This window comes from Aquiflexum gelatinilyticum (assembly GCF_024813435.1).
GTDB lineage: Bacteria > Bacteroidota > Bacteroidia > Cytophagales > Cyclobacteriaceae > Cognataquiflexum > Cognataquiflexum gelatinilyticum.
On the sequence record NZ_JANAEZ010000010.1, the window covers coordinates 130,009 to 143,566 of the forward strand.

At 41.7% G+C, this 13,558-nt stretch carries 13 protein-coding genes; 1 reads left to right on the top strand and 12 read right to left on the bottom strand.

Translation table 11 applies throughout. The features are described 5' to 3' along the window. Positions 1 to 22 precede the first annotated feature (22 nt). The 7 genes from tatA to NK987_RS18780 all read right to left on the bottom strand — a co-directional run bounded on the left by tatA (position 23) and on the right by NK987_RS18780 (position 7,007). Positions 23 to 226, bottom strand: a complete 204-nt coding sequence (gene tatA / locus NK987_RS18750; RefSeq protein ID WP_113925911.1) for a twin-arginine translocase TatA/TatE family subunit — start codon at positions 224 to 226, stop codon at positions 23 to 25. Between the two features lie 110 nt (positions 227 to 336). Then, on the bottom strand, positions 337 to 1,581 hold the full coding sequence (locus NK987_RS18755) for a murein hydrolase activator EnvC family protein (protein ID WP_259265110.1): 1,245 nt from the start codon (positions 1,579 to 1,581) through the stop codon (positions 337 to 339). Between the two features lie 3 nt (positions 1,582 to 1,584). Beyond that, positions 1,585 to 2,322 (bottom strand): lipoprotein insertase outer membrane protein LolB1, encoded by a 738-nt coding sequence (gene lolB1 / locus NK987_RS18760; protein WP_259265111.1) that lies wholly within the window; start codon positions 2,320 to 2,322, stop codon positions 1,585 to 1,587. After that, positions 2,315 to 4,003, bottom strand: coding sequence for a tetratricopeptide repeat protein (locus tag NK987_RS18765; protein ID WP_259265112.1), 1,689 nt, complete (start codon positions 4,001 to 4,003; stop codon positions 2,315 to 2,317). The genes lolB1 and NK987_RS18765 overlap by 8 nt, the downstream gene beginning before the upstream one ends. 241 nt (positions 4,004 to 4,244) lie before the next feature. Next, on the bottom strand, positions 4,245 to 4,679 hold the full coding sequence (gene dut, locus NK987_RS18770; RefSeq protein ID WP_258421307.1) for a dUTP diphosphatase: 435 nt from the start codon (positions 4,677 to 4,679) through the stop codon (positions 4,245 to 4,247). After that, the gene (locus NK987_RS18775; RefSeq protein WP_259265113.1) at positions 4,676 to 6,199 is read right to left on the bottom strand and encodes a lipopolysaccharide biosynthesis protein; all 1,524 of its coding nucleotides are present in this window, start codon (positions 6,197 to 6,199) and stop codon (positions 4,676 to 4,678) included. Before NK987_RS18775 ends, dut begins: the two co-directional genes overlap by 4 nt. A 22-nt stretch (positions 6,200 to 6,221) precedes the next feature. After that, entirely contained in the window at positions 6,222 to 7,007 is a 786-nt protein-coding gene (locus NK987_RS18780; RefSeq protein ID WP_258421309.1) for an enoyl-CoA hydratase/isomerase family protein, read from the bottom strand. Between the two features lie 223 nt (positions 7,008 to 7,230). Here NK987_RS18780 and NK987_RS18785 point away from each other — a divergent pair, with 223 nt between their 5' ends. Continuing rightward, positions 7,231 to 8,685 (top strand): NADP-dependent isocitrate dehydrogenase, encoded by a 1,455-nt coding sequence (locus NK987_RS18785; RefSeq protein ID WP_259265114.1) that lies wholly within the window; start codon positions 7,231 to 7,233, stop codon positions 8,683 to 8,685. Positions 8,686 to 9,067: 382 nt separating this feature from the next. Here NK987_RS18785 and typA read toward each other — a convergent pair whose 3' ends face one another. From typA to NK987_RS18810, 5 genes are all read right to left on the bottom strand, one after another. Further along, a complete protein-coding gene (gene typA, locus NK987_RS18790) occupies positions 9,068 to 10,873 on the bottom strand; it encodes a translational GTPase TypA (protein WP_258421311.1) in 1,806 nt (601 codons plus the stop codon). A gap of 183 nt (positions 10,874 to 11,056) precedes the next feature. Continuing rightward, on the bottom strand, positions 11,057 to 11,761 hold the full coding sequence (locus NK987_RS18795; protein WP_258421312.1) for a hypothetical protein: 705 nt from the start codon (positions 11,759 to 11,761) through the stop codon (positions 11,057 to 11,059). Next, positions 11,758 to 12,381, bottom strand: coding sequence for a hypothetical protein (locus NK987_RS18800; RefSeq protein ID WP_258421313.1), 624 nt, complete (start codon positions 12,379 to 12,381; stop codon positions 11,758 to 11,760). The genes NK987_RS18795 and NK987_RS18800 overlap by 4 nt, the downstream gene beginning before the upstream one ends. Next, positions 12,378 to 13,088, bottom strand: coding sequence for a hypothetical protein (locus tag NK987_RS18805; protein ID WP_259265115.1), 711 nt, complete (start codon positions 13,086 to 13,088; stop codon positions 12,378 to 12,380). The genes NK987_RS18800 and NK987_RS18805 overlap by 4 nt, the downstream gene beginning before the upstream one ends. Before the next feature lie 94 nt (positions 13,089 to 13,182). Beyond that, the gene (locus NK987_RS18810; RefSeq protein WP_113925922.1) at positions 13,183 to 13,527 is read right to left on the bottom strand and encodes a PadR family transcriptional regulator; all 345 of its coding nucleotides are present in this window, start codon (positions 13,525 to 13,527) and stop codon (positions 13,183 to 13,185) included. Between the last annotated feature and the right edge of the window lie 31 nt (positions 13,528 to 13,558).

A 13,558-nucleotide genomic window follows, 5' to 3' on the forward strand; every position in this document is an offset into this window, starting at 1 on the left:
GTGTTTTACTCTTTGATTCTGATTATTCTTTTTTCTTTTTTTCCTTGAGACCTTCTTCAAGGTCATCCTGAATCTCCTTGGTGGCATCTTTGAACTCTCTGATTCCTCTTCCTAGTCCTCGTGCCAATTCAGGGATTCTTTTGGCTCCAAATAGCAGAAGTATAACAACTATTATCAAAATAATAGATCCTCCGCCCATGTTTTGCAAGAAACCCAATGTAGTCATGATGGTATTGTTTAGATTTATGTGATACAAAGATATAAGAGTGCCTGTCTTACACAAAGGAAACCTGCTCCCTTACACTGCTTTTTTTATAAATATACGATTTAATTGTTTTATCGACCAGCTAGCCAAGATGATGGGTCCATTGGCTGGAGTCCTTTCCATGTTTCGAAGTGGACTTCAGCCACCCCTTCCTTGTTGGTATAAACCTGTCCCAAGACCTGCTTGGCTTTCACTTTATCACCGGATTTGACAGAAACCACTTTCAGTTTGCTGTACATCGTGTAGTATTCCCCGTGTTTTACAACAATGGTGCCTCCATACCCCGGAAGTGTAAATATCTTGGTGACTTCACCGTCAAAAACAGCCCGGACATTGGAATTTGGCGTGGTCTGGATATCTACTCCATCATTGTCTTCTGTGATTCCTTTTAGGGTAGGGTGGGGATGGGTTCCGTATCTTTTGGTCACAAAACCCGTTTCTACAGGCCATGGAAGCTTACCCCTGTTGCCTGCAAAGGAACTTGACAAGGCGGCCGCCTCAGGGGTCAAGGGAATACTGCTGCCTGAAGATTTTGAAGCTGTGCTGTTTTTCTTCTTTGCTTCAGCCTCAGCCAGCCTGATTTCTTCTTCAATGATCTTTTTGATCATGCTGTTGAGGTTTTCTTGCTGTTTCTTGGCGGCGGCTATTTTTTTTCTTAAATCCTGTTCTTGCTTGGAAAGGTTGTTAACAATCCCCTGTTGCTCCCTTTTCTCTTTATCAAGCTTTTGCTTTTGTTCCTGTTCTTTGGTCAGCACCACCTGCTTTTCTTTTTTCTTTTCTTCCAAAAGGTTCTTTTGGAAAGCCAATTCAGTGGTTTTTTCATTAATCAGTTCAACCTGCTTCCTTCTGGCATCAGAGTATTGTTTGAGGTATTTAAGCCTCATATAAAACTGCTTGAATGTCTTTGAGCTAAAAATAAATGCGGTCATCGTCATGCCTGAATTCAACTTTGAAGAGGTATAGACCATTCCTGCATATTCCTCCTTTAGGTTTTTGAGGTCTGTTTCCAATGAGCTGATGGCTGTTTCTGTTTCTTTGATTTCTCTATTGATCAGGGAGACTTCATTACTCAGTGTCCGGATAAATGTTATCCTAGTCTGAAGTTGCTTGTTGACTACATTTAATTGGCCTACTGATGCTTTTTTGGTGTCAGATGTCTTTCTCAACATTTGGTCAAACTCGGACAAGCGTTTTTGAATATCTGCCTTTTCTTTTTCCAATTGTGCCCGCGTTTTTTTTGTCTGGGCATTGGCATCTGCAAAGGGATATCCCAGTGACAAAATAAAAAACAGTAAGAGTACAATTTTTATTTTCATTGTTTAAAAATGAAATGGAAAGGAAAGGGCTTCACTTTGGAATTCTATCCGGCTGAATTCAAGATGAATGATGGCGTTTTGAAGTCCTTCTGAGGAATTAAACGAAAGTTTAAGCAACATCTTGTTTGGGAAGGCCTGACCGTTAACATCTTCAAAGGTAGGGTAACTGGCCAAGAATGCTCCCATGTCGTCAAGTCTGTTGCTGGAAAGTTCTACGACTTTGCCATGGTTGGTGCCCACCCTAGAGTGATATCTCACGCCCTCCCGGACTTGGGTAAGTTCAAAATATTTTCCAGAACGGAGAAGCCTATCTCTGTAACTAAATTCCTGTGGTACGTTGGCGAAAAGCAGATTTTGAATCAATGGCAGATCCATTTTGAGACCATACCTGTCCATCATTTCGATAAAACTGATATTGATGTCTTCTCCATTTATCCGGTCTTTGATTCGCATTTTGTCAGAAGTGACCATTCCCCGGATCGCTTCTACTCCCAATCCCGGTGTAATACTGAACCATAAAACACTGTCTTTTTTTGCCCGCAGATTGATGGTTCCTTTGGTTACTTTGCCGCTGGATTCTTCCAAGACTATTCTCCCTTTGGCACTGAGGTATTGGAATTCCAAATAATTAGGATTGAATTCCTGCATTATTTCATCCGAGGTATAAAGATTTGTCTTTTTGGCACATCCTGAAATGAAGACTATAAAAAGAAATAATGAAGCTATTAAAGGCCTAATCATAATACTTTTTATCCTTTATTTTTTTTAATAAAAATTCCGAAGTTTCTTCCCCACCTTCTGCCTTCTTCCAATATGCAATGGCTTCATTGCTGTTACCCAATAGGAATAAAATGTCTCCATAGTGTTCCAGCATCACCCCGCTTGGAGATTCCTCATACTTCAAAGCAAGTTCCATGTATGTCTTTGCTCCTTCATAATCTTTCAACTGGAACAGAACCCAAGCATGTGTGTCGAGATAAGTGGCGTTTTTTGGAAATCTTTTCACCAGCTGTTCTGACATTTTCTTCGCTTTTTCGAGGTCTTTCTTGGCAAGAGAAAGGTAATAAGCATAATTGTTAAGGACATGTTCGTCATCCGGGTTCACTTTCAATACCGCATCATAGGCCTCAAAAGCTTTTTCTGTTTTTCCTGTCAAATGGTAAGCATCTCCCAATTGTCCGTTGACCAATAGGTCGATCTGAGGATTTTTGCCAGCGTTGACTTCAAGTGCTTTATTGAGAGAAGTTTCAGCCTCAGGACCTTTTTTAAGTGCAAGTTTGGCTGTGCCATCAAAAAACCAAAATTCAGGTTTCTCGGGAAATTCATCCACTGCAGTCGATGTCAACTCCTCAATTTCACTAAAGTCTTTTCCCAATTCAAACATGGTAGTGATGACTCCTTGCAAGACCTGGGCATTTGAAGGATTGATGCTGATTGATTTTCTGTAAAGTTCTAAAGCTCCTTCTCTGTCACCATTGAATAATTTTTGGTCGCCCAATACTGTCAGTACATCTGCATCATTGGGATGGATTTCAATCAGGCTTGAAGCAAGGTTTTCCAAAAGCGCATCCCTTCGTGTAGACTTGGTTTCCTGCAGGATTCCGGCAAATGCCTGGGCTTTGACCTGGGCTTCCAGGTCCGGATTGGCAAAGGCCGCCTTAATTGATTCCTCTGCTTTGTCAATTTCCCCTTTGTCTTTGTACAAGGCATAGACTGCCATTTGAAGGTCAGGCTGATTGGGAAAAGCAGCCAAGGACTTTTCTACATGCTCGATGGCCTGATCTGTTTTTCCGTTATTAAATAGGATTTCAACCAGATTGATGACGAACTGTGAATTACCAGGCTGAGATTCAATCAGCTTTTCGCCTTCTGCAATGGCACTGTTGAGATCGTTCTTTCGGAGGTAGATCCGCTGTTTTTGTGCTGTGATCTGTGCAGCCATTCCATAGTATTCTTCTGCTGCTGTAAGGGCTTCCAGTGCTTTGTCAAAATCTCCCGCCGCCAGATACAATGAAGCCAGATCGAGGATATAATTTTGATTTTCTTCCGAATTGGCCATAAGCTTCTCCAAGATCTCAGCTGCCTTTTTTGGTTCGCCTTTTTTGGAAAAAACTTCTGCCATCACCAGGTTGTAATATTTATTGTCAGGATCCAATTCCACAGCTTTCAACCCATATTCCAAAGCTTTGTCAACTTGGTTTGCGCGGAGAAGTATTTCCGCTATTTTAAAATTGATGGCAGGTTGCTCCGGACTAAATTCTTTTGCTTTTTGAAAATAAAAATAAGCTCTGTCAAAATCTTCCTGCATCAAAAACCGCTGTCCTTCAATAAAAAGTCTCGAAGCCTGTGCTTCGTTCAATTGTTTTTTTCTTTCCTTTTTGGAAAGTTTTTCTTGGGAAAAACTGCTGAAACTAAGCAGCATTAACAGTGAAAGGATAAATGGTATTTTGATAATTTTGATCACAGGTGAGTCCTTAAATTCGATTTTTTATTCAGTTTCCAATAAGTGAGGGCATCATCAGGGTAGTGGGATGATGGGCGGATTCCTCATGAAATTGACTTTCTCCCATTTAACGCAAACATAGTATCTTTTTGTTCTTTTTGGGAAAAGGCAAATTTTTGAAACGGCTCAAGTTTCTGATTATTGCCTTTCAGTTATCGGATCAGGACTTCCCTGTACTTCCATATCCGCCGGCACCTCTTTCGGTTTCAGAAAGGGTTTCCGCGGTATCCCATTGGATTTGTTCGTGCTTGGCGATCACCATTTGTGCAATCCGTTCACCGTCCTGCACCACAAAGGTTTCATTCGAGAGATTGACCAGCAAAACCTTGATTTCTCCCCTATAATCCGCATCCACTGTTCCTGGAGTATTCAACACCGAAAGGCCATATTTGAATGCCAAACCACTTCTGGGTCTGATCTGCGCTTCATATCCTGCCTGTAATTCAATGAAAAGACCCGTCCCTATCAGCTTCCTTTCCAAAGGTTCCAAGGAAACAGGTTCATCAAGATTTGCCCTGAGATCGAGACCTGCAGCCAAAGGTGTCTGGTATTCCGGTAATGGGTGTTTGGATTGGTTGATTACCTTGATTTTCATGGTTTTCTTTTTTTCAATGGATTGGAGAACTTTCGGAGTTCTTCTTTTTCAAGCCACAAAACTACAAGAACAAAAACAATCACAAGGCTATTTCTTGTAATAAATTGAAGAACAGCCTGATCTATTTCCAAGAAAAATCCCAGATAGCTCAATCCAAATGCCAAAAGGAGATAAAATAAATCTTTGCCTTTTTGATATGGTATTGGGAAATATTTTTGCCCGAAAAAGTAACACACCACAGCCATTATCAAATAGCTCAACAAAGTACTCAATGCCGCTCCCATATAGCCTAATACGGGAACCAATGCAAAAATTACAACCACCGTCACCACGGCACCCAAACTGGTAATGTAAAAGCTATACTTCGTCTGATCCGTCAGCTTAAACCAAATGCTGAGATTGAAGTAAATCCCCAAAAACAGGTAACCCAAAAGTAATACTGGAACAATGTAAAGTGCCTCGCCATATCCTTCTCCCCGCAAGAAAAAGCCGCCAAGAATATTCAGATTGACAGACACTGCAACCATCAGCAGAGAGCAGAAAATTACAAACGCATGCATCACTCGGGCAAAAAGGGCAGGGCTGTTTTTGTCTGTAGATTGGTTGAAGAAAAACGGTTCGGCAGCATATTTAAATGCCTGAATAATCAGGTTCATAAAAATGGCCAATCGGAAATTGGCTCCAAAAACCCCTCCTGCTTCTCTTTGGGTCAATCCTTCGTAGAAGTTTTCTGGCAATACATATTCAAACAATCCCCTTGAAAACACTTCATTGGTCACACCCGCCAAGCCCATAAACAGCAAAGGAACCGCATAATGCCACATAGGTTGCAGGATTTCTTTGTCCATCCCAAATACAAACTTTCCTGACAGCTTAAACAAGACCGGAATCATCAGCGCATTAGCAAGCAAGTTGGAAAGTAAGATGTATTCTATGCCCCAGTCAGAATTGTAAATGGTATTGACAAAAGGCTGCAAGGAAGACAGCAGTTCTCCATTCCACACGTGAAAACAGAATACGATGAAGAAAATATTGAATCCCACATTTAGCAAAATATTGCCAAGCTTGGTCAGGGCAAAGGGAAGCGCTTTGTTTTCCTTTCGCAACTTCGCATAAGGCAAAGCCAAGACTGCATCAATCGCCACAATCCAAGCCATCCAACGGAACAGGTATTCCTGACCTTCGTATCCCAGCCAACTTGCCAAAGCCGGCGCACTGAAATAGATAATAGCTCCCAAGGAGATTGAAGTGGTAATAAGCAAGGATTGGATCTGGGCAAAAACTTTTTGTGGATCGAGGCTTTTTCCAGTGGCATAGCGGAAGTAAGTCGTCTCCATGCCATAAGTAAAAATGATATTTAGGAAAGCTATAAAGGCATAAATCGCAGTAAAAGAACCCAATTCTTCTTTGGCAAGGTATGCGGTATATATGGGAAGAAGTAAAAAATTAATGGTCTTGCCAAGGATGCTGCTGATGCCATAGATGGCTGTCTGTCCTGCAAGCTTTTTGAGTTGACTCATTTTTTAAAAAAGAAAAGGGGACTTACTCCCCTTTGAAAATTGGTTTTCTTTTTTCAAGGAAAGCAGAAGTGCCTTCTTTATAATCGCCTGATTTGACACATCTTGCAAAGCTGTTTGCCTCAGTCTGGTAGCCGTCCTCATCCTGCACAAAGACCGAATTGACACAGTCCACAATCATTCCTATGGCCAATGGCGCTTTGCTCATTATTTTCCTGATGATTTCCTCTGCCTTGGAAATAGCTTCTTCCTTGGTAGGGAGGATATGATTCACCAAGCCCAAAGATTTGGCCTCATCTGCTCCGATCATGTCTCCGGTCATCATCAACTCATTGGCTTTTCCCCTTCCGATGAGGTAAGTCAGCCTTTGGGTTCCGCCATATCCTGGAATGATTCCAAGATTCACTTCGGGCTGTCCGAATTTTGCTGAGGAAACCGCGATACGCATATGGCATGCCATTGCCAATTCGCAGCCACCACCCAAAGCAAAACCGTTGACTACTGCGATAACAGGTTTATGGCAGTTTTCAATCATGCTGAATATTTCCTGTCCGTTTTCTGAAAACTTCCTTGCGTTGAGTTCATTGATTTCAGCAATTTCGCTGATATCTGCTCCCGCGATGAATGCCTTGTCGCCTGAACCCGTGATGATGACTGCTTTGATGTCCTTGTTGTCAGAAACTTCGGTGAAGATTTCCCTGATTTCACTTAAGGTCGCAAAATTAAGTGCATTCAATTTGGATTCCCTGTTGATGGTCAAATACAGAATGCCAAGTTTTTCTTCGGAGAGAATATTCTTGCTGTCAGGCATGATTATAGGTAGATGTGGATATCAAATATACAAGCAAGGCATTCATTCCCCAAGCATTGCCCTGAAAAATACCTCGAAGCCCAACTTGCCTGCACTTATCCCATGGGAATTCCCTGTGCAATTTATGGTCGCCATTATGCTAATTTATGGAAGGTCACAGAGGCTTTCGGCTTATTTTCCTATTTTTGCGGAGTAATCCAAATAAAACTAACTTCTTTTATATATGTCGTCAAAAACAAAAATCACCGTAGCCTACGGGGATGGTATAGGTCCCGAAATCATGAAAGCCACACTCGATATCCTCGAGGCGGCAGGCGCGCAGTTGGAATATGAGGTAATTGAAATCGGGGAACAAGTTTATTTAAAAGGAATCAGTTCAGGAATGGAGCCGGGTTCTTTTGAGTCTTTGAGAAAGACAAAGGTCTTTTTGAAATCCCCAATCACGACTCCACAAGGTGGAGGATTTAAAAGTTTGAATGTGACTACCAGAAAATCATTTGGTTTGTTTGCCAATGTAAGGCCATGCAAAGCTTTTTCACCTTTCGTTAAAACCTATTTCCCAAAGACTGACTTAGTCATCATCCGGGAAAATGAGGAAGATCTCTATGCTGGAATTGAACACAGACAGACCCAAGAGGTGTACCAATGTTTGAAATTGATTTCTAAACCAGGATCTGAAAAAATCATCCGCTATGCCTTTGAATATGCCAGGAAATATGGACGTAAGAAAGTGACCTGCATGACCAAAGACAACATCATGAAATTAGCAGATGGCTTGTTTCATAAGACATTTTTGGAAGTAGCCAAGGAATATCCTGAAATCCAGACTGACCATAAGATCATTGACATAGGGACAGCTTTGATAGCTGAAAGACCGGAGATTTTTGATGTCATCGTGACATTGAACCTCTATGGAGATATTATTTCAGATGTGGCAGCCCAGGTGACAGGGTCTGTTGGTTTGGGTGGTTCGGCCAATGTAGGAGAAGAAGTAGCCATGTTTGAGGCGATCCACGGTTCGGCGCCTGACATCGCAGGTATGGATATTGCCAACCCGTCAGGATTGCTCAATGGCGCCATCATGATGCTTGTGCATATCGGCCAACCGGAAGTCGCTGAGAAAATTTCAAACGCTTGGATGAAGACGCTTGAGGATGGTATCCATACCGGAGACATCTACCAACCTACACTTTCTTCCAAAAAAGTTGGCACAAACGAATTTGCAAAAGCAGTCATTGAAAGATTGGGTCAAGTGCCTTCAAGTCTTATCCCTGCAGTTTTTGATAAATCCGCCACTGCACCTATGCAAATCAAATTGAGTCCGGTTACCAAATCCAAGAAAGAACTGATTGGAGTGGATGTTTTTGTGGATTGGGATACGGAGAGGAGAAATCCTGATGTCATCGGGGAGAAGTTAAGAAAAGCAAATGCCGATGGACTCGTACTCCAATTAATTACGAATAGGGGTATCAAAGTATATCCTGGCGGGATGGCGGAAACATTCTGCACTGACCATTGGAGATGCAGGTTCCAGACTGCAGGTCAGTCGGTGATCACCCATAAGCAGATTTTGGATTTGCTTTCCCAGATCGAAGCCTTGGGTTTTGACTTTATCAAGACGGAGCATCTGTATGCTTTTGATGGGGTCAGGGCTTATAGCCTGGCGCAGGCAGAGTAAAGAGGGTTTGAAGGTTGAAAAGTTATAATGTTTCAAGGTTGATGACCGCTTGGAGGAGAGCCGAGAAGTGAAAGGTGATAGGTAAGAATCAGAAATGGCTTATTCTTGTCACCTCGACGTAAGAGAGGTCTTGAGGATCAATAATTAAAAAAACCGGGCAGAGATGTTCCGGTTTTTTTATTGTTGTTTAGAAACCAATAATAGTATTGTTTACTAAACAACACTTTGCGATTTTTTCAAAACTCATCATTTCACAAGTTTGAAATCCCATAAAAAACCCCCTAAGCGAAAGCTTAGGGGGTTTTCATTTATTTTCAAGTTTTCAGTACCTTTTACCTTTTACCTCTTACCTTTCACCTTCGTACTTCTAACTTCCAACTTCTTAAGAATCCTTCTTCGCCATTCTTGTTCTCTCATTCTCATCCAGGTAGATTTTTCTCATACGGATGGATTTTGGAGTGATTTCAAGGTACTCATCCTTTTGGATGTATTCCATGGCTTCTTCCAAAGAGAATTTTTTGGCAGGAACGATCCTCACGTTGTCATCCGAACCGGAAGCACGCATGTTGGTCAATTTCTTACCTTTTTGCACGTTGACTACGATGTCATTGTCACGGGAGTTTTCACCGATAACCTGACCTGCATACAAATCATCTCCCGGATCGATAAAGAATGTACCTCTGTCCTGTAACTTATCAATCGCGTAAGCAGTACATTGTCCGCCTTCCATAGAGATCAATGAACCATTGATACGTCCGGGAATTGGGCCTTTGAATGGCTCATATGCTGTAAATCTATGGTTCATGATGGCTTCACCTTGAGTGGCTGTCAACATGTTGTTTCTCAATCCGATTAATCCTCTTGAAGGGATTCTAAACTCAAGGTGTTGTAGATCGCCTTTTGGTTCCATGATCAGGAGTTCTCCTTTTCTTTGGGTAGCCATTTCGATTACTTTTCCTGCTGTAGCATCCGGAACGTCCACCACCAATGTTTCTATCGGCTCGCATTTGACTCCATCGATTTCTTTGAAGATAACCTGAGGCTGACCAACCTGAAGTTCATAGCCTTCTCTTCTCATGGTTTCGATCAAGATTGACAAGTGGAGGATACCTCGGCCATAGACCAAAAATTTATCCTCGCTGTCTGTAGGCTCAACTTTCAATGCAAGGTTCTTTTCAGTTTCCTTATAAAGTCTGTCTCTCAAGTGACGTGAAGTAACAAACTTGCCTTCTTTTCCAAAAAACGGAGAGTTGTTGATCGTGAAGAGCATGTTCATGGTAGGCTCGTCGATAGAGATCCTTACCAATGCTTCAGGCTTTTCTAGATCTGCCAAAGTATCTCCGATTTCGAAATCTTCGATGCCGGTGACTGCGCAGATATCTCCTGCAAGAACTTCACTTACCTTAACCCTTCCAAGTCCTTCAAATACCTGAAGTTCTTTAACTTTCACTTTTTTGATGACACCGTCCGCTTTGCAAAGGGACAATTGAGCGCCTTCCTTTATGGAGCCTCTTTTTACCCTGCCAATAGCAATACGTCCCACAAAACTGGAATAATCCAGAGAAGTGATCTGCATCTGTAATGTTCCCTCGTCGATTTTCGGCGCAGGGATATGTTCGATGATGGCATCCAATAGAGGAAGGATAGAGTCAGTTGGGTTTTTCCAATCAGGACCCATCCAGTTTTGCTTGGCTGAACCGTATAGCGTCTGGAATTCCAGTTGCTCTTCGGTAGCGTCCAAGTTGAACATGAGGTCAAAAACAGCCTCGTGCACTTCGTCAGGACGGCAGTTTTCTTTGTCTACTTTGTTGACTACGACGATCGGAGTCAGTCCAAGCGCCAATGCTTTGCCCAATACAAATCGGGTTTGCGGCATCGGTCCTTCAAATGCATCGACCAAAAGGATTACCCCGTCGGCCATTTTCAGAACCCTTTCTACTTCACCACCAAAGTCAGCGTGACCTGGGGTGTCAATGATGTTGATCTTGTGGTCTTTGTACCTTACGGAAACGTTTTTGGAAAGGATGGTGATTCCTCTTTCCCTTTCGAGGTCATTGCTGTCCAGGATCAGGTCGTCAAACTGTTGGTTTTCACGGAAGATTTTGGAAACGTGTATGATCTTGTCCACCAGGGTGGTTTTGCCGTGGTCAACGTGTGCGATAATCGCGATATTCCGAATATTAAGCATTGTAAAATTGAATTAGGGTGCAAAGGTAGGAAGAATATTTGGTTTACTCTCGATACGCTTCAAAAAGGAAATGAAAAGATAAAGTTGGAAAGTTTGGAAGGTTAAAAAAGTAGGAAGGTTTTTCTATTTGGATTGGAAGGTTGAAAAGTATTAAGGTTGCGGAGATTGGAAGCCAAAAGGAAATCAAACCAACCTATAAACCTCCTCTAGTTTTTTTGTGTCTTTAAGGGATTTTGAGAAAACTCCGGGAAGAGAACTTAGGATGGACAAGCCGGCAAAGACAAACAGAACAGCAAAAACCTGCCAAAAACCCAAAGTTGACGGGTCAAGCAAATTAAAGTTTCCCACGTATTTGTATCCCTGTATCATAAACTGAAGCGGAAGATAAGTGAACATCAATATCCCTTGATTTCCCCTCCATGATGCATAGTTTTTGTATTTTTTGAAACCTCTGCCAAAGGAATAAAACCACCAAAGCATCACAAAAGCCAAGAATAACAAACCAATCAACAGTTGGCCTCCTTCACCGAAACTGAAATACTTCTCTAGAACATACGCACTTTGGAAGTAACAAAAAGTCAAAAGTAAAGGAACCAATATCTTGATGCTTAGCAGGTTTGATTTCAATTCTTGCCAAAAATATTTCGTCAGGCGGGTTTCTATCAGCTTTTTATAAGATTCCTCCAATCCACTGAATCCAAAAATTCCAAATGAAGCATGGACTTTTTGAAAGGCTTCCCCGATATTAAGTTTCGGATTTTCATCAAGCATTGTTTCCACCTTGCAGGCCACATGGTCCAGGATTTCATATTGGACATCGATTTCAGGATATCCTTTTTTGGAAATCAGGGTTTTAAGTTGCTCGATCTGGGGTTTGGTGAGTTTCATTGTTTGGCAAGTTTCAATTTTTCATAAGTACTGCTGACCAACCTGATCCCGATGAGCAATTGCCCTGCTAAGATTCCTATAAAGGCCGGCATAAAGATTTGCTTTGGAAGAGATGAAAACTCAAGTAACAAGTCGAAAGAAAATGACATGCATATGTACAGTAAAAACATGCTGTTGATGGCAGACATAAACTCACTGCTATTGCGCATGGGCTTAGTGAAAATCCAATAGAAAAATGGTGCCGTATTTACAGTGATCATGACGATCAGGAAAGTAGAATATGTATGACTTGCTTCTATGGAACCAATATGGATCAGAAAATACGTCACACAAAATGCGAGCAAAGCCAAACCAAAATTTTCTAGATTTACCCAACCTGCAAATAACTTTTTGAATGCGGAAGAATGATGACTGATCAAAACTTGTCTTTGGAATCTGTCTAAATTCAACTTTGCGAGCTGTTGATCCAAAGCCAACTCGAAGGAAATCTCACCTTCTTCCATTTCCTGCTCGACGGCTGATGCCAAGTGGTCCACCAATTCCGATCGGATGTCTTGGTAATAAATCCCCGGTTTGATGGATTGGTTTATCTTTTCGATTTGGGGTTTGGATAGTTTCATATCAGGGATGTTTTGGATTTGATTTTCCAGACCTCCATCAGGGAAATCACATAGATGAAAAGAAGGATTGAAAACGTTGCGGCAATCTGTGGAGCTATGTTTGAAAGTACCTGCACATCAAAAATGAGATCTGCAAACCAAACAATGGAATACGCCATAATTACCGGCAAATACATCCTTTCAGAAAAAGGATAAAATAAAGAAGATTGCAGCGAACTTGCCTGACTCATGTTTTCCTTGATCTTTTTGATTCTGCTGCTTGATTTGACTAAGAAATAAATATGGAAAACCGATAGGATCAGTAATGGTGCAACCATCATTATTGCTCCTTCTTTTTCGTTTTTCACATTCGAACCCAAGTAAAAAGCAATCATCATAAATCCCAGCACGTAAAGAATTCTCGATAAACAAAAATTTTTCTTGACGACTTCCCACTGAAGGACACCGATTTCTTTTCGGATTTCTTTGTTGAATTTGGCCTGCAAGGCATGACAATACCCATAAGTGAATTTTTCTTCCAGTTCTGCCAATTGATCATCAAAATCAACTTCCCCATATTCCTGCAAGTGGCTGACATAATGGTCATAGACCTCCATGAGGATTTCGGCCGAAGAGATTTCTTTTCGGACAATGGCGCTTTTGATGGCTTGATATTCTATGTCAGTCAGGTTTCGCATTTCTCTTCGGACATCCTTTGAGGTCTTCAAGACCTCGAAGGTTTTTTAATTTAGGATAATTTTTTATTACCTCGGAAAGGCTGAATTTTTACTGAAACCTTCGAGGTTCCAAAAACCTCAAAGGTTATGTCAATCCCGGATTCCAAGTTGGATTAAGAATTCTTTGGAGGTTTTCTACAAATCCCTGCAACTCGGCCATTTTGTTGTCCACTTCCTTTTGACCGTCTTTGGTCAGGCTGTAGTATTTCCTGACCCGGTTATCGACCTGCTCGATTTCGGTAGTCAGCAATCCATCAGCTTCCAACTTGTGCAGGGCAGGGTAGAGGGCACCTTCCGTGATTTTGATTTCCCCGGCGGTCAGTTCCTTGACTTTTTGGGTAATTTCATAGCCATACATCCGGTCATTTTCCTCAAGAAGTTTGAGGATAATGGTCTGCAGACTTCCTTTGATCAGGTTATTGTTTGACATGTGAGTATCGTAATCAGGATAGAAAGCGAAT

Coding starts and splice junctions, on each gene's coding strand:
- tatA (WP_113925911.1), bottom strand. CDS start 226: ATGACTACATTGGGTTTCTTGCAAAACATGGGCGGAGGATCTATTATT.
- NK987_RS18755 (WP_259265110.1), bottom strand. CDS start 1,581: ATGAAAATAAAAATTGTACTCTTACTGTTTTTTATTTTGTCACTGGGA.
- lolB1 (WP_259265111.1), bottom strand. CDS start 2,322: ATGATTAGGCCTTTAATAGCTTCATTATTTCTTTTTATAGTCTTCATT.
- NK987_RS18765 (WP_259265112.1), bottom strand. CDS start 4,003: ATGCTGCTTAGTTTCAGCAGTTTTTCCCAAGAAAAACTTTCCAAAAAG.
- dut (WP_258421307.1), bottom strand. CDS start 4,679: ATGAAAATCAAGGTAATCAACCAATCCAAACACCCATTACCGGAATAC.
- NK987_RS18775 (WP_259265113.1), bottom strand. CDS start 6,199: ATGAGTCAACTCAAAAAGCTTGCAGGACAGACAGCCATCTATGGCATC.
- NK987_RS18780 (WP_258421309.1), bottom strand. CDS start 7,007: ATGCCTGACAGCAAGAATATTCTCTCCGAAGAAAAACTTGGCATTCTG.
- NK987_RS18785 (WP_259265114.1), top strand. CDS start 7,231: ATGTCGTCAAAAACAAAAATCACCGTAGCCTACGGGGATGGTATAGGT.
- typA (WP_258421311.1), bottom strand. CDS start 10,873: ATGCTTAATATTCGGAATATCGCGATTATCGCACACGTTGACCACGGC.
- NK987_RS18795 (WP_258421312.1), bottom strand. CDS start 11,761: ATGAAACTCACCAAACCCCAGATCGAGCAACTTAAAACCCTGATTTCC.
- NK987_RS18800 (WP_258421313.1), bottom strand. CDS start 12,381: ATGAAACTATCCAAACCCCAAATCGAAAAGATAAACCAATCCATCAAA.
- NK987_RS18810 (WP_113925922.1), bottom strand. CDS start 13,527: ATGTCAAACAATAACCTGATCAAAGGAAGTCTGCAGACCATTATCCTC.